At 51.2% G+C, this 20,266-nt stretch carries 16 protein-coding genes and 1 pseudogene; 16 read left to right on the top strand and 1 reads right to left on the bottom strand.

Translation table 11 applies throughout. The features are described 5' to 3' along the window. The first annotated feature begins 17 nt into the window (after window positions 1–17). On the top strand, window positions 18–1,355 hold the full coding sequence (gene glnA, locus CLV36_RS06950; protein WP_106342155.1) for a type I glutamate--ammonia ligase: 1,338 nt from the start codon (window positions 18–20) through the stop codon (window positions 1,353–1,355). Window positions 1,356–1,880: 525 nt separating this feature from the next. Here the strand turns inward: glnA and CLV36_RS06945 are convergent. Further along, window positions 1,881–2,246, bottom strand: coding sequence for a hypothetical protein (locus CLV36_RS06945; protein ID WP_102992590.1), 366 nt, complete (start codon window positions 2,244–2,246; stop codon window positions 1,881–1,883). Between the two features lie 57 nt (window positions 2,247–2,303). Between CLV36_RS06945 and CLV36_RS06940 the strand changes: the two are divergent. The 15 genes and pseudogenes from CLV36_RS06940 to CLV36_RS06870 all read left to right on the top strand — a co-directional run. After that, a pseudogene (locus tag CLV36_RS06940) lies at window positions 2,304–3,026 on the top strand (pyridoxal phosphate-dependent decarboxylase family protein); the annotation flags it as partial. A 288-nt stretch (window positions 3,027–3,314) separates the two neighbouring features. After that, window positions 3,315–4,391: a mannonate dehydratase gene (gene uxuA / locus CLV36_RS06935; RefSeq protein WP_106342153.1), complete on the top strand. Its 1,077-nt coding sequence runs from the start codon at window positions 3,315–3,317 to the stop codon at window positions 4,389–4,391. Further along, window positions 4,388–5,233 carry an SDR family oxidoreductase gene (locus CLV36_RS06930; RefSeq protein ID WP_106342152.1) on the top strand — a complete coding sequence of 282 codons (846 nt, stop codon included), beginning with the start codon at window positions 4,388–4,390 and terminating at the stop codon, window positions 5,231–5,233. Before uxuA ends, CLV36_RS06930 begins: the two co-directional genes overlap by 4 nt. 36 nt (window positions 5,234–5,269) lie before the next feature. Then, window positions 5,270–6,247: a sugar kinase gene (locus CLV36_RS06925; protein ID WP_106342219.1), complete on the top strand. Its 978-nt coding sequence runs from the start codon at window positions 5,270–5,272 to the stop codon at window positions 6,245–6,247. A 13-nt stretch (window positions 6,248–6,260) separates the two neighbouring features. After that, window positions 6,261–6,920 carry a bifunctional 2-keto-4-hydroxyglutarate aldolase/2-keto-3-deoxy-6-phosphogluconate aldolase gene (locus CLV36_RS06920; RefSeq protein WP_106342151.1) on the top strand — a complete coding sequence of 220 codons (660 nt, stop codon included), beginning with the start codon at window positions 6,261–6,263 and terminating at the stop codon, window positions 6,918–6,920. 471 nt (window positions 6,921–7,391) lie between these two features. Further along, complete coding sequence (locus CLV36_RS06915) at window positions 7,392–9,068, top strand: type 1 periplasmic-binding domain-containing protein (protein ID WP_106342150.1); 1,677 nt, start codon at window positions 7,392–7,394, stop codon at window positions 9,066–9,068. 22 nt (window positions 9,069–9,090) lie between these two features. Further along, on the top strand, window positions 9,091–10,374 hold the full coding sequence (locus CLV36_RS06910) for an ABC transporter substrate-binding protein (protein ID WP_106342149.1): 1,284 nt from the start codon (window positions 9,091–9,093) through the stop codon (window positions 10,372–10,374). A 71-nt stretch (window positions 10,375–10,445) separates the two neighbouring features. Beyond that, complete coding sequence (locus CLV36_RS06905; RefSeq protein WP_181352867.1) at window positions 10,446–11,363, top strand: carbohydrate ABC transporter permease; 918 nt, start codon at window positions 10,446–10,448, stop codon at window positions 11,361–11,363. Then, complete coding sequence (locus tag CLV36_RS06900) at window positions 11,360–12,205, top strand: carbohydrate ABC transporter permease (RefSeq protein WP_219904892.1); 846 nt, start codon at window positions 11,360–11,362, stop codon at window positions 12,203–12,205. The genes CLV36_RS06905 and CLV36_RS06900 overlap by 4 nt, the downstream gene beginning before the upstream one ends. Window positions 12,206–12,217: 12 nt before the next feature. Continuing rightward, window positions 12,218–13,378 (top strand): Gfo/Idh/MocA family protein, encoded by a 1,161-nt coding sequence (locus CLV36_RS06895; RefSeq protein ID WP_106342147.1) that lies wholly within the window; start codon window positions 12,218–12,220, stop codon window positions 13,376–13,378. An 18-nt stretch (window positions 13,379–13,396) separates the two neighbouring features. Continuing rightward, window positions 13,397–14,299, top strand: a complete 903-nt coding sequence (locus tag CLV36_RS06890; RefSeq protein ID WP_245888309.1) for a Gfo/Idh/MocA family protein — start codon at window positions 13,397–13,399, stop codon at window positions 14,297–14,299. A 34-nt stretch (window positions 14,300–14,333) separates the two neighbouring features. Next, window positions 14,334–16,049 carry a DUF4091 domain-containing protein gene (locus CLV36_RS06885; protein ID WP_106342146.1) on the top strand — a complete coding sequence of 572 codons (1,716 nt, stop codon included), beginning with the start codon at window positions 14,334–14,336 and terminating at the stop codon, window positions 16,047–16,049. A gap of 17 nt (window positions 16,050–16,066) precedes the next feature. After that, window positions 16,067–17,209 (top strand): GNAT family N-acetyltransferase, encoded by a 1,143-nt coding sequence (locus tag CLV36_RS06880; RefSeq protein ID WP_181352865.1) that lies wholly within the window; start codon window positions 16,067–16,069, stop codon window positions 17,207–17,209. Between the two features lie 50 nt (window positions 17,210–17,259). After that, on the top strand, window positions 17,260–19,017 hold the full coding sequence (locus CLV36_RS06875) for a polysaccharide deacetylase family protein (RefSeq protein WP_106342144.1): 1,758 nt from the start codon (window positions 17,260–17,262) through the stop codon (window positions 19,015–19,017). Continuing rightward, entirely contained in the window at window positions 19,010–20,248 is a 1,239-nt protein-coding gene (locus CLV36_RS06870; protein ID WP_106342143.1) for a DegT/DnrJ/EryC1/StrS family aminotransferase, read from the top strand. Before CLV36_RS06875 ends, CLV36_RS06870 begins: the two co-directional genes overlap by 8 nt. The last annotated feature ends 18 nt before the right edge of the window (window positions 20,249–20,266 follow it).

Here is a 20,266-nt window from a genome sequence, read left to right as displayed (position 1 = left end):
AAAGGAGAACGACTGCGATGGCTAAATACACCAAAGAAGATATTTTGCGCATTGTGCAAGAAGAAGATGTAGCTTATATCCGCCTGACATTCACTGATCTTTTGGGAACCATCAAAAACGTTGAAATCCCAACCAGCCAATTGCCAAAAGCGCTGGATAATAAAATGATGTTTGATGGTTCGTCGATTGAAGGGTTTGTGCGGATCGAAGAGTCCGACATGTACCTCTATCCGGATTTGGACACTTGGGTCATTTACCCTTGGGGTGCGGACGCAGGAGGCAAAGTAGCTGGTCTCATTTGTGACATCTATCTGCCTGACGGTACGCCGTTTGCGGGCGACCCGCGCGGTATCCTGAAAAAAGTGTTGAAAGAAGCTGAAGAATTGGGCTTCACTTCGTTCAATGTGGGGACAGAACCGGAGTTTTTCCTCTTCAAGACAAATGAAAAAGGGGAACCAACACTGGATCTGAACGACAAAGGCGGATACTTTGACCTCGCTCCACTGGATCTTGGTGAAAACTGCCGTCGCGATATCGTTCTGACCTTGGACAAAATGGGCTTTGAAGTGGAAGCTTCTCACCACGAAGTGGCCCCGGGTCAACATGAAATTGATTTCAAATACGCCAACGCGGTGACCACGGCCGACAACATCCAAATCTTTAAGCTGGTTGTAAAAAACATTGCCCGCCGCTACGGGCTGCACGCTACCTTCATGCCGAAGCCACTGTTCGGGGTGAATGGTTCGGGCATGCACTGTCATATGTCTCTGTTCAAAGGCGATGTAAACGAGTTTTATGATGAAAGCGATGAGTTGGGCCTGTCTGCGACCGCACGTCACTTCTTGGCTGGCATTTTGAAACATGCTCGTGCGTTTACCGCGGTGACCAATCCATTGATCAACTCTTACAAGCGTTTGGTTCCGGGGTATGAAGCGCCATGTTATGTTGCATGGTCTCCTAAAAACCGCAGTCCGTTGGTGCGCGTACCCGCATCCCGTGGCCTCGGCACCCGGATCGAAGTTCGTTCTCCAGACCCAGCTGCCAACCCTTACCTGGCCTTGGCAGTGATGCTCAAAGCCGGTTTGGATGGTGTGAAAAACAAGCTGGCGTTGCCGAAACAAACCGACCGCAACATCTACATCATGGAAGAGCAAGAGCGTCGCGATGCGGGAATCGAGAACTTGCCAAGCAACCTGCATGAGGCGCTGATCGAGTTGCAACGCGATCCGGTCATGGTTGAGGCTTTGGGTGAACACGCATTGGCGCACTTCGTGGAAGCAAAAGAAATCGAGTGGGATATGTTCCGTACCGCCGTGCATCCATGGGAGCGCGAACAATATATGTCTCTGTACTGATTTGGCAAAAAGGAGGCTCAAACGAGCCTCCTTTTTGCTGTAGCATACTCTAAAAGAAAATACATTTGGGTAACAATACGAAGAGCATCGGGGTAGTATGCAAGGTTCTCTTTTTGACCTTCTTCAAAAATGGACATATACCGATCACGAAATCGGCGTAGGGTCGTTAGTTCATCACAGTCGTCAATTCAACACATGAAGGGAGCTAGCTATGAAATTTATCTAGATGATTCATGGACAAACTACTATTTTAGAGGCGAACACGATTATACTGCCCATTAGGTGAGGAAAATTTGGTGTAAATTCAACAAAAAAATTGAAGGGGACATAGAGGGTCTCTTCAAAATGTTTTTTTCATACTGAGAAGTGTCTCCATATTTAACTTCCATATCTCATTGCTTTCACCAGAGGGTGTCATAAACGAATGAAACAACAAAACGAGAGCTGAACGCTCTCGTTTTGTTGTTTCATGTTTATATTACACATAGATGTGAACAATTGCTCGTGTCCACATTCAGGTTGTTTTTACTGAGAAATGCTACCTCTAGCATCGCATCCATAACCATTGCCATCTTTACAAGTTAATACGATGTAGTAGCGACCACTTGAGACAGCTCTTGCATAGGCAGATCTGCTCGTAGTCTGCCCACCTGTAATAAATTGGTCTCTGCCCCATGAAACATAACGATAGACCTCAAAGCCAACATTTCTTCGGTTGTTTGAAGTTACTGCGACATGGAGATTTCCCTCTTTTACTGAGATGAGAGCTGACTGGCGGGATTTCACGTTGGTGGGTAAATACACTGATGCAGATGCTGCATATGCGACGAAGGAGCCAAGCATTACAAAAGTAGCAGCTAATGCCAGGAGTGAAAACATTTTTTTCTTCAAATGAATCAACCTCCTTCAATTTACCAACCCGAAGTAATTTAATGTAATCAAATACCAGTTGATCCACTTAATGAATTGGCGGATGTTTGTCGCGAAGTGGATGCCTGGTTGCACGCCGATGGAGCATATGGGGCACCGGTGGCTCTCACGGACAAAGGAAAAAAGCTGTTGCGCGGGATTGAACGCGTCGACTCACTGACCATGGACCCGCACAAATGGTTGTTTCAGCCGTATGACGTCGGCTGCGTGTTGATTCGGAATCGGCGGCATTTGCGAGAAACATTTAGCATGGCACCGGAGTATCTGCAAGATATCGACCTCGGCAATGAACAACAAATCAATTTCGGGGAATGCGGCATTGAGCTTTCGCGCAGATTCCGGGCGCTCAAAGTGTGGTTGTCACTCAAAGCGTTTGGCGCTGAGTCATTTCGCCAAGCAATTGACCATGGGATCATGCTGGCTGAACAGGCGGAGGCATTTATGCGCCAAACGGAGGACTGGGAGGTGGTGACGCCCGCGCAATTGGGCGTGCTCACGATCCGCTACCTGCCGAAGGGTATGGCGACACTGGACACCATCAATGAGTTCAACAAGCAACTGGCGGAAGAAGTCGTTCGCAGAGGGTTTGCGATGGTGAGCACCACCACCTTGAAAGGGAAAGTGGTCATGCGTCTTTGTACTATTCACCCAGGGACGACCACGGAAGAGCTACACCAGATATTGGCGAGAATCTGCGGATTGGCCGCAGAATTGGGTGCATCATGTACACATCTCATCTGAGGCACGCACAGAAGAAGAAAGCAAGCCGTTGCATTACCATCAGCACGAATGGCACAAGAACCGACAAAGACAGGCGTCGGTTCTTTTCATCTTATCACGGAAACCGGTGGAGATGTTTCGCCTGCTGATCCGGTGGATGAAAGAGGAAATTTCCCATTAAACGAGAAGTTATTGAATAATTCAACTTGAATATGATGAGGGAAGGAGGGGGTATAGAAAGTTTTTATTTTTCTCAAACAGAGTATTCGGTGTCCTAGCGGTTTCATACCTGAATGGAGGGGATCAACAGTGAGAATGGTGTTTCGATGGTATGGTGAGGGCAATGATACGATTAGTTTGGTTCAAATAAAACAAATTCCCGGTGTGGAAGGGATTGTGTGGGCCCTGCACGATGTGCCGGCAGGTGAAGAATGGCCGCTCGAGGATATATTGAGAGTCAAACGGGTCGCCGAGGAGCATGGGTTGCACATTGAGGTTGTCGAGAGTGTGAATGTGCATGAAGATATCAAATTGGGATACCCTTCTCGCGAAAAATATATTGAAAATTACAAAAAAACAATCAAAAAACTGGCGCAAGTCGGGGTGAAGGTGATTTGCTATAATTTCATGCCCGTGTTTGATTGGACCCGGACGGACTTGTATAAAGAGATGGAAGACGGGTCAACAGCGCTTTTTTATGAAAAAGCAAAAGTGGATCAGATGAACCCCAACGAGTTGGTCAAGCGAATGGCGGATCAACGCGATTTGACAATGCCCGGTTGGGAGCCGGAGAGATTGAAGGATCTGGAGAAACTGTTTACTGCGTATCGGCATGTGACTGAAGAAGACTTATGGAACAACTTGAAGTATTTCCTGGAACAAGTGGTTCCTGTCGCGGAGGCGCATGGCATTAAGCTGGCGATTCACCCTGATGATCCGCCATGGCCGGTGTTTGGATTGCCCAGGATTATCACGAGCAGGGAAAGTATCAAAAGGGTGCTAAGTCTCGTAGACAGCCCTTCCAATGGAGTAACTCTTTGCAGCGGCTCTTTAGGAGCTAATCCAGCTAACGATGTTGCCGCCATGGTTAGGGAATTTGCCGATCGCATCCCATTTGCCCACATTCGCAATGTGAAAGTTTACGAAAACGGCGATTTCATTGAGACATCGCATCGAACTTGCGACGGCTCGCTCGATATTTGCGATATCGTGAAGGCGTATCATGAGAGCGGATTTAAGGGTTACGCAAGGCCGGATCACGGCAGGCACATTTGGGGAGAGAAGTGCCGGCCGGGCTACGGTCTGTATGATCGGGCACTCGGGATCATGTATTTATGGGGGATCTGGGATGCACTGGAAAAAGCAGGGCAGGAGAGACGTGCATGATAAGGAACGAGAACTTAAAAGGAAAAGTGGCGGTGATAACGGGCGGAAGCGGGGTTTTATGCGGTGAAATGGCGCGGGAGCTCGGCCGGCAGGGGGTGAAGGTGGCCATTCTGAACCGGAGGGTGGAACGCGGTGAACAAGTGGCGCACGAAATCGTGCAATTCGGAGGCGAAGCGATCGCCATCGCTTGTGATGTGCTGGATCAAGACAGTGTGAAAAAGGCGGAAGAGGTCGTATCAGGGCGTTGGGGCGCATGCAATATATTGATCAACGGCGCGGGCGGAAATCATCCGCAAGCAACCACGACCCATGAAACATGGAAAGCGGAAGATGACGACAATGAGGACATCACCACCTTTTTTGATTTGACGAGTGAAGGATTCCAAGCGGTGTTTAATCTCAACATGCAGGGTACGCTCATTCCGACACAGGTTTTCACAAGGAAAATGGTCAACCGAAAAGGGGCGGTGGTGATTAATATATCGTCGATGAGTGCTTCTTGCCCGTTGACCAAAGTGCCGGCTTACAGCGCGGCCAAAGCGGCGGTAGAGAATTTTACCAAATGGCTCGCCGTGCACATGGCCGAAGCGGGGATTCGAGTGAATGCGATTGCACCGGGCTTTTTCCTGACATCACAGAACCGGGCATTATTAATGAAGGAAGATGGGTCGTTGTCTGAACGATCCCAAAAAATTTTGTCCCACACGCCGATGAGTAGGTTTGGTGTCCCACGAGATTTGCTTGGTACGTTAATCTGGTTAGCCGATGAAAACATGTCCGGCTTCGTCACGGGTGTCACGATTCCGGTCGACGGCGGTTTTGCCGCTTATGCCGGGGTTTGATGTTGCAAGGGAACGAGGCGTTTGAAGGGAGATGTGATGAGCTTGGCTGATCGGCATCCATCTTTTCCGCGCGTTGATGTGGTGACGTTTGGTGAAACGATGGGTTTATTTACGCCGATGGGTGGCAAAGACATTGCTCACTCCACGCTGTTTGAAAAATCCTTTGGCGGTGCGGAAAGCAATGTGGCCATCGGCATCGCGCGCCTGGGATATGTAGCGGGCTGGTGCGGCTTGTTAGGGGACGATCCGATCGGGCGCCACATTGGCAAGGTATTGCGGGGTGAGGGGGTTGATGTGTCACAAGTCCATTTTTTAACAGATGCAAACACCGGCCTTATGCTCAGGGAAACGATATCTGGGCGATCCGCTGTTTATTATTACCGCAAACATTCTGCTGCCAGTTTGATGTCGCCAGCTGATTTGAACGAAGCATATATCACCAACGCCAAAATTTTGCATATCACGGGAATCACGCCCGCGTTGAGCGATTCTTGTCACCAAACGGTGCTTCGCGCAGTTGAGGTGGCCAAATCTCAACAGGTCAAAGTTTGCTTCGACCCTAATATACGCCTCAAACTTTGGTCTATGGACCAAGCGCGGCCGATTTTATTGGAGTTGGCGAAAATGGCCGATTATTTTCTCCCCGGGTTGCCGGAATTGCGGTTACTTTATCAAACGGACGATTTTGCGGAGATTTTGGAACATGTGCAAGCATTGCCAGGCGCTACGATCATCAAAGGCGGGGCCAATGAAACCTACGTGCACGAGCGCGGAAAAATAACGGTTGTCCCTCATGTTAGAGTTGAGCGGCCGACAGACACGGTGGGGGCGGGTGATGGCTTTTGCGCTGGATTCATCGTCGGGCTTCTGAAAAACAAAAGCCTAGCGGAATCGGCGCATTTGGGCAATGTGGTTGGAGCTATTGCCGTTGGCTCGCCGGGTGATTGGGAGGCATTGCCTACATGGGAAGAAGTGGAGCAAGCACTTGGTACGCGCAACCATATTGAAAGGTGAGAGGTGGCGGGGAGTGAAGAAGTTGAAAACATTGCAGTTATTGATGGAGGCAGGAGTGGTGGCCGTCGTGCGCGGACGTTCGGCGGAAGAAGCAATCAACATCTCGCGGCATGCGATCAACGGGGGGATTAGAGCGGTCGAAATCACTATGACTGTCCCGAACGCCTTAAATGCGATTGCCTCATTGACAGCAGAGTGTGCCAGCGAGGGTGTCGTGATCGGGGCAGGATCGGTGCTTGATCCGGAGACGGCGCGAGCGGCCATCCTCTGCGGGGCCGAATTCATCGTGTCTCCCAGCTTACACGAAAACACCGTCATCTTGTGCAATCGCTATCGCGTGCCTGTGATCCCTGGAGCAGTCACATTGCGGGAAATGCAAAAAGCGCTGGAGATGGGTGTGGACATAATAAAGTTGTTTCCTGCAAATCAGTTTTCCCCCAGCCTGCTCCGTGCGGTGAAGGGCCCATTGCCTCAAGCCAATCTGATGCCGACGGGCGGGATCACCCCTGAGAGAGTAGGAGAGTGGATCGCAGCCGGAGCGGCGGCGGTGGGAGTTGGTTCGGAACTGACCAAAGGGGTGGCGCCCGGTGGGGATGATGCCGTGATCGCCCAAAGAGCCAGCTTGTTTATGCGTGCGTATAGGGAGGCGAAACAGAACGCGGCCAACCAGTAGAGTAAAGGCGGTGGCCTTGACTACCTGGAAAATTCATGATATTTTGAAATATATATGGTTGAAATTAACATACAAGTTTTCCATGTTAACCCTGTTGTTTTTCATGTGGACATGTGCCCATTGTGCGGCGCAGGCGGACTGGCTGTCAAGCGTTGCCCCGGGCTTGCCACCCTGCCCCCGATCGATGGTTTCCTGCTGTGATGTCCCATCGAAGCCAGACACATGAGATTTGTTCCGACGAACGCATGATCCAACCCATTGCCGAATAGAATGATTTTGGAGTTGTTGCTGTTCCCATTTAGTAGGCTAAAGTCATTTCGCCGTGTAGTTTATGTTCGGGCTGATATTGGTGCCCAATAAACAGCCAGCTTCGTCAGATCCCGAGGGGAACGGAGAATCGGGTGGTTCGTTTGGGTTTCTCAGTGGTTGCTGCGCTTGTGCGGTTAAAATCCATTTACAGGGGAGAGCAGAATGAAAAAAGGGATGTACTTGTTGGCCCTGATTGTCATCCTGTGGGGGGCGTTGAACATCGGCCCACCCCCGGTTGTGAAAGCGGAACCTGTGTCCAACCGCAGTCACATAGACGCCAAACTGTCCGATTATGCGGGATTTGAGCGGGAAGCCACACCACGGGCCGACGGGGTCCGGCATGTGGACACTCCGGCTATGATCAAAAAACTGAAAGAATTAAACGTCAATACGTATTATTATCTGAACTGGTACCAACCGACCGATTGGGACGACTTCAAAGACGAGTTTTTGCCCGCTGCCAAGAAAGCCGGCATCAATGTTATTTTGTATTTGGTTCCCCCATCGGAATCGACCGGTAGCCGCAAATCTTACCCATATACCACGGATTATGTGGCGTGGGGGAAAGCGATTGCCGAGCTTTCTGTACAATACGACAATCTCATCGGTTGGGCGATTGACGACTTCAACCACAACCTTGATTTCTTCACGCCAGAATATATGGCGAAGATGAGAGAAGCCTCCAAAGTGATTAACCCCAATCTGAAGTTCTTGCCTTCGTTCATGCCCCTCATGTATTTCCCTGCCTTGACAGACGAATTTCTGAAAACCAGAGGAGACTATATCGATGGTGTGATCGTAGCTTACCGCGATGATCCTTACCGCAACACCTCGGTCTGGTCCACTGAGCAACAGCAGATTGATGAAGCTTACCAGTTGTTAAAAAAATACAATTTGCCCCTCGTGTGGATGGTGTACACTTCGTATTTGACCAACACGCCTGGCAACCCATCGGTGGAATATGTTCGCGAAACGGTCCAGACAGCAGTGGACAATCTGCGGAAAGGTAAACTGGCAGGCATGATCACGTATGAATTGGAGAAAGAGTTTATTGCAGAGCCTGACAAGAAGGCGGCTACTGGCAACGGCTATATGAGCTTCTTTGTGCCGTCGGGGGTTTCGACCAAGCCGGGTGATAACGTTTCCGCCAGCCAGGTTATCCATCCGGATGGATCAGGCAACTATGCGCTTTCTTTCCGAACGATGGCCGAAGGTCCCAAATTGGAGGGCTATCACATCAAGCAACTGTTGATTGATGAGCAGGTGGTGTGGGAGCAGGATGTAGCCCAAAACACCGTGAGCGGCCAGTGGGAAGAGGTGAATCTGGACTTAACCCCTTACCTCACTGGGAAAACATCGGCGACATTGACGATCCGGTTGTATGAGAAAAATGGAGTCAGAAATTATTGGGACAATGTCGGGTTTGATGACTTCAACGCACGCGGTTTCGCGATGAAGAACAGCGGTTTTGAGAAGAAAAGCGGCTGGAGCATTTCCAGCAGTTACGCTGGGATGATCGGCGAGAATATCATTTACGACCCCAATCGCCGCGAAAAGGCGTTCCGAGCGGTCGAAGCCGCTTACGTTTCCTATAAGTTGCAGGATGAGATTGTCAACGCTGATCTTCGTCATGGGATTAAGCGCAGCCTGTTGAACAAGATGAACCGGGCCATCGACGCCCATTTTTCGGAACGGAATCGTAGTGCTATTCAGTCACTCAGTATCCTATCGCTTGAGATCCGCGCATTGACGGGCATCCATATTCCAAAGGAAACAGCGGCATTATGGAATGGCAAGATCGAACGATTGGTTCAACTTTACCGCATGAAATTGGAATAAGAGGGCCAAGGGGGAAACAAAGATGAATATCAGTCGTGCGGCGACTTGGGTCTTGTCCTTCTTGTTGGTTGTGGGAATGACAGGTTGCACTGGCTCCGACCCGGCGGCTGACAAATCCGAACGGGTTCAGCTGGAGTTTTGGACGATCAACCTGAAGAAAAATTTCTCGGGTTACATCGAGGGTGCCATCCAGGAGTATGAGAGAAACCACCCCAATGTGGATATCCATTGGGTGGATGTTCCCGGGGCGGACATGACCGGAAAGTTGTTCACTGCTTTGTCAAGCGGTAGCGCTCCCGATTTGGTCAACGAGACGAGTGAAGGATTATCCGTTTTGCAAGGGTATCATGCATTAAGACCGATTTCAGAGGTTGTCGCCAAAGAGAAAATGGCCCCTTATATTGACGGGCTGGTTAAAAGCGTGACCAACCGTGATGGCGAAGTGATGGCCATTCCTTGGTACCATGCCGGACCACCAATCGGCTTGGTCAACACCGAGCTGTATCAAAAAGCGGGACTTCCGTCCGACAAGCCGGCGCAAACGTGGGATGAACTGTTTGCATATGGCAAACAAATTCATCAGCGATTGCCCCATGTTTATGGCTCCAATGACTTGCCTGGGTTGGAAACGTTCACCACCGAAGGATTGCCGATATTAAGCGCCGATGGGAAGAAGGCTGTATTCAATTCTCCTCGACACATCGCATTTGTGGAAAAATTCATCCAAGCGTACAAGGACGGGGCGATTGCTCCGGGAGCGCTGGTAAAAGATGATCGACAATTACAACAAACCATTGACAACGGATTGACGGCGCACGTCGGTTTGGCCAGCTCGTTTCAGTTGAACAACATTGAGAAAAATGCGCCCAATGTCCTGTCCAAACTGAAAGTGGTTCCGCCAGTCACCGCCACGGGAAAAGTGGCGGTCAAGGATATCCAGCTGTTTGTGATACCCAAGAAAGCAAAACATCCCAAAGAGGCGGCCGACTTTGCTCTATACTTGACCAGCCCACAAAAACAGTTGGAATTTTGCAAGTTGGTCCCAATCTTCCCTTCGACGGAAGATACGTTGAAAGATCCCTTTTTCACTAATTTTGAGGTGAAAACGATTCAAGACCATGCGCGCAAAATGATGGTTACCTACGCTCCCCACCTCACCTTGACTTACATGGGCCATCCCAAGCAAAAAGAACTGCGCGAGTTTTACCTAGAACAGATCCGGGCGGCCATGCTTGGGAAAAAAACAGTGAAAGATGCACTTGATACAGCAGTCAAGCATTGGAATGAAGCCCTTGCCAAGTCATAGCCGCCCATATGGGCACAGGCGGCGAAGCCCTTTTTCGCCGCCCGATTTTCTTCAATGGGGGGAGATGCGATTTGGGCAATGAAATCGTACCAACCACCGAATATCGCGCATCTAAAAAAAAGAGGCGGAACATTCCCTTACTCCCTTATCTGTTTTTACTTCCGGCGTTGCTATTGTTCTTCACCTTTGACTATTTGCCTATTTTCAGTGCCTTTTATTATTCATTCACTGAGTACCACATCCTGTCTCCCGCCGAATGGGTGGGATGGGAGAATTATCGGGCATTGATGCAAGATACGAAGTTTTGGATCGCGGTCAGCAATTCTTTGACATACTTCCTTATCATCGTTCCTTTGCTGTTAACGGTGCCTTTGTTCCTCGCGATATTGGTCAATCAGAAACTGCGAGGCATCCAATTGTTTCGGGTGATCTACTATTTGCCTGTGGTCACCTCGATGGTGGCGGTGGCCATCGTGTGGAAATATTTATACCATCCCGCCGGCTTGCTTAACGCCGTTTTGCAGGGAATCGGCCTACAAAAAGAGGCTGTCAACTGGCTTCTAAACCCCGACACCGCCCTCCCTGCCGTTGCTGTGCTGGAAGTTTGGAAATCGCTTGGTTTTTACATGGTGATCTATCTCGCCGGATTGCAGACGATTTCACAGGAGTTGGTGGAGGCTGCCAAGATGGATGGTGCCGGCCGATTGCGGGTATTGTGGCATGTCTATTTGCCGCAATTACGGCCGACCATTGCTGTGATCCTTGTTTTATCCACGTTGGCTAGCGTGCAGATGTTTACCAGCATCTATATCATGACGGGTGGTGGGCCATTTGATAGCACGTTGACATTGCCGCTGTACATTTATCAAAAAGCATTCGTCGAGCTAGATATGGGGTATGCGACGGCGATGGGGATGGTGCTTTGGCTCATTTTGATGGTTTTGACGGTCATTAATTTCAAGTTGTCCAACGGGGGGCGGGTAGGATGAATGCGAAGCGCAAGCGCATGGGGATTGCCATCGCGCGCAAAGCGTTGATGTACCTGTTGCTTCTTTTGATCGCACTCTTATTTGTCGGTCCCTTTTTGTGGCTTCTGTCGACGGCGTTCAAATCGAATGCACAGGATGTATTCACATTTCCGCCAGACTTGATCCCGAAACCGCCGGTATGGGATCAGTTTGTGGAGGCTCTGACGGTGATCCCATTCCCGAAATATTTGTTGAATTCCTTCATCCTGATCGTGGTGATGGTGCCTGCCCACCTGTTTTTAACCTCATTGACCGCGTATCCGTTGGCGAGGATGACGTTTCCGGGTCGGGATCTGATTTTTTATGCAATTATCGGCACCATGTTTTTTCCGGAAGAAGGAAAACTGGTGCCGTTGTTTATCATTACGCAAAAACTGGGGCTCATCGATTCGTGGTGGGGATTGATCATTCCGGGACTGGTGGGCGGATTTTCCATCTTTTTGATGCGGCAAGCGTATCTCAGCATTCCGAAAGAGCTGGAGGAAGCGGCCATTTTGGACGGATGCGGCCCGTTTAGGATGTGGTGGAGCATCATGTTGCCATTGACGAAACCGACGCTGGCGGCGTTAAGCGTATTTTCGTTCATATCCGTGTGGAATTCCTTCATCTGGCCGTTGATCGTGTTAAAGAATGATGACTTGTATCCCTTGGCGCTAGGGCTTGCGTATTTGTCGGGCACCTTTGGCGATGATGTGCGAGTCATGGCTGCTGGCACGGTGGTCTCCTTGTTGCCGATCATCGTTTTCTATCTGATGATGCAACGCTATTTCGTTTCCGGCATGCAAGGGGCCATTAAAGGATAGGAGGGAACGGCGGTGCGGTTAGGTGTTATCGGGTATGGACGGCGGATTCGGCACATGGTGGCGGAAATGCGCCGAATCGATCCGGATTGCCGGGTGGTGGCCATCAATGATTTGCAAAACAATGATATTAAGCAGGAGTTGGGAGAGGAAGCTGCGGAGATCGTTTTTTATGACAGTCCGGAAGCGATGGTGCAGGAGGCCGAATTGCATGGTATATTGATCGGCACCCGGTGTTCGCTACATGCGGACTTGGCCATCAGAGTCTTGCCGAAAGGAATTCCCCTGTTTTTGGAGAAGCCGGTGGCTACTGATGAGCACGCATTGCTTCGACTCAAACAGAAATATGAGGCGACCGGAACCGAGGTGGTGGTTTCCTTCCCACTTCGGGCGGCGCCGTTGGTGACATTGGTCAAAGAGATTATCGATTCGGGAAAGATCGGTACGGTGGAGCATGTGCAAGCGGTTAACAATGTGCCCTACGGCGGGGTGTATTATCATCACTGGTACCGCGATGAAAAGGAAACGGGCGGATTGTTTTTGCAAAAAGCGACGCACGACTTTGATTACATCAATTATCTGTTGGGGATGCGACCGACGCTGATCTGCGCGATGACGTCCAAACAGGTGTTCAAAGGGAATAAACCGGCCGGGCTCAAATGCGTTGATTGCGATGAGCGGCATGCATGTCCGGATAGCACGGTGAATATTCGCAGATTGCCCCATGAAACACCAGCCGGTGAATACTGTTGCTTTGCGGTAGATACGGGGAATGAAGATGCAGGAAGCGCGTTGATCCGATATGAGACCGGGATGCATGTCTCTTATTCACAAAATTTCTTCGCCAGAGGGAAGGCCGGAAGCCGGGGAGCCCGCTTACTGGGCTACAAAGGGACGTTGGAGTTCGACTTCTACACAAATGCGGTCAAAGTCTACATGCACCATTCACCCGTGGTTGAGACATACGAAATGACTGAAGAGGCGGGCCACTTCGGTGGAGACGCAGTGCTCGCCCGCAATTTTATCGCGGTGATGAAAGGGGAGGCGAAGTCGATTGCGCCGATGGAAGCCGGATTGCTAAGTGCGTTGATGTGCTTGAGGGCGAGGGAGTCGGCGCTGACCAACGCCTTTTTGCCTATTGGCTGGCCGGAGGATCCAGAAAGGAGCAATACATGACGGAAGAGGTGAAAAACCTTGAGTGAATTGAGATTGGGCATCATCGGTTTGGATACGTCGCACGTGACGGCGTTTACGAAATTGTTGCATGATCCAAAGGAACCACATCATGTGCCGGGCGGGCGGGTCATTGCGGCATATCCAGGTGGGTCACCTGATTTTGATCTGAGCCGAACACGCGTTGAAGGATATACGCGTCAGCTGGCGGATCAGTATGGCGTTGCCATTGTCAGCACGCCTGAAACCGTCGCCGAACAAGCCGACGCCATCTTATTGGAATCCGTTGATGGGCGGGTGCACTTGGAACAATTTGAAAAAATTGCTCCCTACGGTAAGCCGGTGTTCATCGATAAACCATTGGCGCTCACCAGCACCGATGCGGACAAAATCTTTGCTCTCGCCGACCGATATCAGGTGCCGGTATTGAGTTGCTCCGCGCTCCGTTACGCGGAAGCGCTGACAACGGCGCTAGCTGAAACGGAACAAGGTGATGTTTACGGAGCGGATTGTTACGGCCCCATGCCGCTTGAACCGACGCAACCCGGTTGGTTCTGGTATGGAATTCACACCGTGGAAATGCTATTTGCCATCCTGGGCAAAGGGTGTGTCCGCGTCACTGCGGCAGGCAACGATGAGCAGGATGTGGCGGTAGGGGTGTGGGAAGATGGACGTATAGGCGTTGTCCGCGGCAACCGCAAGGGAAACAATGGGTTCGGCGCTTTAATCCATCGATGCGGGGGCACGCGCGCCGTTGATGTGAACGCCAGCGCCAAACCGTACTATGCCAGTCTGCTCACGCATATCATGGAGATGTTCACCACAGGGAAAACACCTGTTGATTTCCGGGAAACACGGCAAATCATCCGCTTCATCGAGGCGGTGAACGAAAGCCGCCTGACCGGAGAAACCGTTGCGTTATAACCAATCTTAGCGCATGCAGTCTGGAGGGATCGCGTTGCATTTCGGTTTGGCCACGATGTTTCACAAATATGTGAAGGGATCACTCACTTGGGAGGAAGTGCGGCAGGTGACGGCCACCAAACGGCTGGATCTCGCGTGTTGCCGGAGGGATAGTGCTGCTTTCCAAGTGCTCATGGCCGCAGATGAAGCATTTCTGCTCACTACAAGCACCGATCCCTTGTTTTGGAAAGGCGGTCCGCTCAACATTGTGCGCTTGGAAATTAACACCGATGCGCCGGTGCGGACGGAAGTCCGTTTGATCGGATTGATTGAGGACGACGATGGGTGTTTGAAATCGGACGTGTTGCTGGAGCAAAGCGCGATGTTTGTGGAACGTTGGCATTTGCAACAAGTGTGGGTGGAGTGCGAAACGACCGACGCCAGCCAGCCTGGTGTGTACAGCGGCCGAGTGCGAATATATGCCCGCACTTTGTTTGAAGATGAGCGGCTGTTGGGTGAGTGCCAGTTTTCCCTTACCATCAAAGATTACTTGTTGCCGGAACCGTCGCAATACCGGTTTTATCTCGATTTGTGGCAACACAACTCCAACATTGCCAGAAAGTACGACGTCCGCCTGTGGTCTGACGAACATTTTGCGATTCTTGACCGTTATCTGCACAGTTTGGCGCAATTGGGGCAAAAAGCGGTGTCCGTGGTGGTGTCGGAAATCCCGTGGTCGGGACAACACAGTCATCGCGATCCAGAACCTGCCGATTTGTTCGAATACAGCATGGTTCGGGTCACTCGACGCGGGGACGGCCAGTTTGTATATGATTTTTCTGTCATAGACCGCTATGTAGCTCTTGCGGAACGATATGGGATTGCGGCGGAGATTGAATTGTTCGGATTGTTGAACATCTGGCAGGACCCCGAGGCGGGTTATGGGTCCGTCATCGCGGATCATCCCGATGGTGTCCGCATTCGCTATTATGACAGCGGGTCGGGCACATTTCGCTTTATGCGCCGGAGGGAGGATTTCGACGCCTACGTGCGGGCGTTGCAAGCGCATTTCATCGAAAAAGGTTGGATTGACCGCGTCCGCGTTCTTGCTGATGAGCCAAAAGAGTTTGCCGTGTTTAAAGAGAGAGTGGCTGCTTTGCGGCAAGTCGCTCCCTGTTTTCGTTATAAGATTGCCATCGCTCAAACTGCATTTCTCCACCACAATCTTTCCGAAATCCATGATTATGTTCCCATCTTGCAATGTGTGGCCGCCGAGTATGAACAGTTGCTGGAACGAAAACCGCAAATCCCCGGAAAGTTGTTGTATTATGTTTGTTGTCACCCTGACTTTCCCAACACGTTCATTGGGTCGCCGCCGGTGGAGTGCAGACTGATTCCATGGTTAGCAGAAAAGTGGAAGTTGGACGGCTTTTTGCGTTGGAATTACACGGTTTGGCCAGAGCGCCCCTTGGAAAAGTTGTCATATCGGGCGCCGGTTTGGAAAGCGGGAGACATGAACTTCGTTTATCCGGGAGCTGCCGGAAAACCGTTGTTGTCGCTTCGATACAAATGGTTGCAACGGGGAATCCGGGATTACGAGCTGATGCAGCTATTAAAGGAGTCGGGGCAGTCGGATCAGGTGGAGCGGGCGTTGAACCGGGTGTTTCTATTTCAGGACGCAAGCGAGTTCTGTCCCGAAGCGAAAAAGACGCGCGCCGAACTATACAGTCTAAATCCAGCTGACTATGATCAATTGATCCACGAATTGTGAGAAAGGGGAGCATGCCCATGGTCGATGTTCGTTTGTTGCATGCTGATGAATTAAAGACAGCTGTTCGGCTTTCTGACGAAACGTTTCGCACGTCTAGCCAGCCTTCAATGGCGCAGGCTTTTCCCCATGTATTTTCATCTAGTCTAGGCCAGTCATACGGTGCGTTTGCGGATGGCCGGCTTGTTTCGTTTGTAGGCTTAGTGCCGAGCGTTGTGCACATTGGTAGCGCCCGGTTGAATGTGTATTCGATCGGTTCGGTTTGCACCCATCCCGACTATCGTGGAAAAGGGATTGCCGGGTTGATTCTACGGCGCATCTTGGCTCATATCGACGAAGCGGAAGCTTCTTTATTGTTGGTGTCCGGCTATGGGCCGTTGTATGAGCGGATAGATTGTTTCCGATTTGGGACGATCACCCGGTTCATGATCGGGTCGGACTCAGCGTCGGAGATTGTCCGGAACGTCTCGGCAGATGCGGAAGTGCATCTGAGGGAGTTGGGGCCGACGGATTGGTTTAAGGTGACGGAATTGGCACGGAAGAGGGAAGTCAGATTTGAGCAGAGTGTTTGGGATATAGCCACCCTGATGCAGGCAGAAGCAAATGCCAGTTGCATGAACTTGCGTCACCGCGTGTTGATTGCTGAAGAGGAAGGGCGGGTTAAAGCCTTTGCGGTGGTGGCTGTGCCTGCGGACGAGGGAGCGGCAACTCCTGCTCTAGCCATCGAATGGGCTGGGGAACCACGCTTGATTGCGCTTGCATTGGCACATGCTGTTAAGCGATATCGGCTTGGGCGTTTGGACGTCCCGGTTTTATGGCATGAGGCGGAGTTGGCACAAGCCTTGGCACCTGCGGAACACTGTGCTGAGCAAAACTTGGGAACCGTGCGCATCGTTCATCCAGAAAGGCTGATCCAGCAACTGCGCCCATATCTGCAGGAGAAACACCAGCGCCTAGGCGCCGGCTTGGAAGTGCAGGCTTTGCCGAATGGCCGCGCGGAACTGCGTCTAGATGGGGAGCAGGTCATCTTGGATGCGCAGGCGTTTGTGTCGTTGCTGTTTGATCCGGCTTCTCACACGAATCACCTTCAGGGTTTGCTCTCTGTTTTGAAAGAATTGTTTCCGATTCCGTTTCCCTATGCCGGCGGATTAAATTATGTCTGATGGCGTATTTGAGTGACTCTTCGAAATGGAATGAAAAGGTGGATTTGGCGATGAAGATGGCCCGAGTGGGTGTTTTATTGGATCGGAAAGCAGCTCTTAGAAGATGGGACAACGGACTAAATGTATTTCAAGTCTATCTTGGCGAAATATTGTCTCATGCTGGTATTCCGTTTGAATGGATTGATGATGTCGAACAATTGACAGAACGGGCATTTGATGTGTTGTTGGTGGCGCTAGATCGAAAAGAGGAGGGGGCGGTAACGCCGATTTGGCGCTTTGCGGAGCGAGGGGGGATCGTGATCGCCTATGGGGGGCTGTCCTCTTTGGCGGGTCGGCTCGGGTTTGCCGACAGAGGCCCCGTTGGCAAAGGGTATGCGTGGTTGCCTATGCACGTTGGCGTATCGCATCCGCTCAGGTACTTGCGGGCCACTCCCTGGATCGCGATGTCGGAAGACGGGCCGCCTTATAGCGCGATTGGCCAGATTCACTCGGAGCATCCGCAGGGGGCCAGCCTCGGTTCGGCTTTGCTTCAATTCCATGTGGGAAAAGGGATCATCGATCGCTGGGCGGTTGATATAGCGGAAACCGTCGTCGGTTTGCAGCAAGGTGCCGAACCGGTGATAGAAGATGGGATTCCGGCGTTGGATGGCACTGGCTCCATTGATGATGGCATGTTGAAAGCGGACGATGGCATGGCGATGGATTGGGAATTGGATCGCTTGACAACGGAGACCGCTACCCCTTATTTTGCGCATCCTTATGCTGATTGGTGGCGAGAAGTGATGATTGGCCATCTGCTAAACAGGGTAGTCGACAGGGGGTTGACGTTGCCTTTTGTTGGCTATTGGCCCGCAGGCATAGAGCAAGTGGCTATGATTTCTCTCGACAGCGATTTGAATGTGAATGAATCGGCCGAAACGACGCTGGCGGTGTTGCGGGAACACGGTGTCAAAGCCACTTGGTGCATGATAGAACCGGGATATGATCCTCACATTTATCCACGGGTACTGGCCGAGGGGCATGAGTTGGCTTTCCATTACAATGCGGTGGAGCATGACCATGGAAAGTGGGGAGAAGCCGAATTCCAGCGCCAATTGCAGTGGCTGAAAAAGGCGACCGGCTTAACAGAAATCCATTCCAACAAAAATCACTACACTCGATTTGAAGGCTGGGGCGAATTGTTTCGCTGGTGTGAAACCCACGGCATAGCGTCAGATCAAACGAGGGGGCCGAGCAAAAAAGGAAATGTCGGCTTTTTGTTTGGCACATGCCACCCTTACTTTCCGATCTCATGGGCGGATGAGAAAAACCGCCTATATGATGTGTTGGAAGTCGGGTTTTTGACTCAGGACTTGAATCATCCCCGGTTAGCAGACATGAGTGTGACTGTCCCGTTTCTTGAACGGGTTCGCCAGGTGCGAGGGGTGGCCCATTTTCTGTTTCACCAGGTTCACATCCACAATCAACCCTCGGTACGTAAGGCGTTGCGAAATGTCGTGCATGAAGCCAAACGTCGGGGATTCGTCTTCTGGACCGGCAAGCAGATCAGTGAATGGGAGCGGGCTCGCCGCACTGTGCGCGTCGTAGGGATCAAAGAGGATGGAACAGTACAGCTGACCAGTGGCAAAGACGTAGCCGATCTGGTCGTGTGGGTGCCGGTTCCACAGGGCCAGCGCCAACTGTCGGCAGAAACGATGGCACGGCCGTTTGGGGTTCCCTGCATCAAAAAGGTGGTGTCAGTGAACAAAACCGAGGATGATCGCGGGGGTAAGCAAAGAAAATGGGCGGGAGGGATTCGGCATGGATGAACGCCGGTTGGCGATTCACGGTGGACCGAAAGTGAAAACAACGCCGTTTGGCACGGGGAAACGCTTTGGCGAGGAAGAGGCCAGAGAGTTGTTGGAAGCGCTGGAGCAGAATACGCTTTTTTACCATCATGGAAAAAAAGTGAAACAATTTTTGCAGGATTTCAACGAGCTGTATGGTGTGGATTACAGTGTAGCCGTTTCTTCCGGCACGGCCGCCATTCATGTCGCTTTGGGGGCGGCAGGGGTGACGGTGGGCGATGAGGTGATCACCAGTCCGATCACCGACCAAGGCACCTTGATCGGCATCCTTTATCAAAATGCGATTCCCGTTTTTGCCGACTTACATCCCCATACTTACAACATGGATCCTGCGTCGATCGAGTCCCGCATCACCCAGCGAACCAAGGCCATCCTGGTCGTGCATCTGGCAGGGAATCCCAGCGACATGGATGCGATCATGGCTATCGCCCGCAAGCATGATTTGAAGGTGATTGAAGACTGTGCCCAAAGCTACCTGTGCCGGTACAAAGGGCGATTGGTCGGTACGATTGGCGACTATGGCTGTTTCAGTACCAACGATTTTAAGCACATCTCCACAGGGGATGGCGGAATCGTGACGGTCAATTCGGGGGACGAAGAGGAGTATCGCTTGGTTCATGCTTTCGCCGACAAGAATTATCAACGGTTGCAGGGGCAAGTGCGACGGGAACTATCGTATTTGGCTCCCAACTATCGGATGACCGAGCTACAAGGCGCGGTCGGCGTAGCCCAATTGAAAAAGCTACGGCGGATTTGTGAAACAAGGCGACGTTACGGGGATCGCATCACTGAGGGCATCAGCGGACTCCGGGGCATTCAGCCGCATCAGGTGTATGAAGGGGGCACATGCTCTTATTGGTTTTACATGTTTCGCCTTGATCTGGATGCGCTCACTTGTAGTCGTGCGGAATTTTCCGAAGCGTTGGCGGCTGAGGGCATTCCCAACCAGCCGGGATATATTCCGGAAGTCGTATATTTGCAACCGCTCTTTCAAAAGCGACAAGCGTATCTGAACAGCCATTTCCCATTTGACTTGTCTGATGTTACTTATCCGCGAGGATTGTGTCCGACAGCGGAACAAATATTGCAGACAGCGGTGCGGATCGGGGTGAGCGAGTTTTTCGATGAGCAGGATATTGAGGACATCATCCAAGGCATTCGCAAAGTGACCGCGCATTACCAAAAACCATGATGAGAGAAAGGGGGTGAC

It is taken from the genome of Laceyella sediminis (assembly GCF_003003125.1).
Lineage (GTDB): Bacteria > Bacillota > Bacilli > Thermoactinomycetales > Thermoactinomycetaceae > Laceyella > Laceyella tengchongensis.
Note: the sequence above shows the minus strand (reverse complement) of the source record. Positions and strands in the feature narration are given on the sequence as shown.

Excerpts from the sequence above, each read along its gene's own strand:
- glnA (WP_106342155.1), top strand. The coding sequence starts at position 18 with ATGGCTAAATACACCAAAGAAGATATTTTGCGCATTGTGCAAGAAGAA.
- CLV36_RS06930 (WP_106342152.1), top strand. The coding sequence starts at position 4,388 with ATGATAAGGAACGAGAACTTAAAAGGAAAAGTGGCGGTGATAACGGGC.
- CLV36_RS06925 (WP_106342219.1), top strand. The coding sequence starts at position 5,270 with ATGAGCTTGGCTGATCGGCATCCATCTTTTCCGCGCGTTGATGTGGTG.
- CLV36_RS06915 (WP_106342150.1), top strand. The coding sequence starts at position 7,392 with ATGAAAAAAGGGATGTACTTGTTGGCCCTGATTGTCATCCTGTGGGGG.
- CLV36_RS06910 (WP_106342149.1), top strand. The coding sequence starts at position 9,091 with ATGAATATCAGTCGTGCGGCGACTTGGGTCTTGTCCTTCTTGTTGGTT.
- CLV36_RS06900 (WP_219904892.1), top strand. The coding sequence starts at position 11,360 with ATGAATGCGAAGCGCAAGCGCATGGGGATTGCCATCGCGCGCAAAGCG.
- CLV36_RS06880 (WP_181352865.1), top strand. The coding sequence starts at position 16,067 with ATGGTCGATGTTCGTTTGTTGCATGCTGATGAATTAAAGACAGCTGTT.
- CLV36_RS06875 (WP_106342144.1), top strand. The coding sequence starts at position 17,260 with ATGAAGATGGCCCGAGTGGGTGTTTTATTGGATCGGAAAGCAGCTCTT.
- CLV36_RS06870 (WP_106342143.1), top strand. The coding sequence starts at position 19,010 with ATGGATGAACGCCGGTTGGCGATTCACGGTGGACCGAAAGTGAAAACA.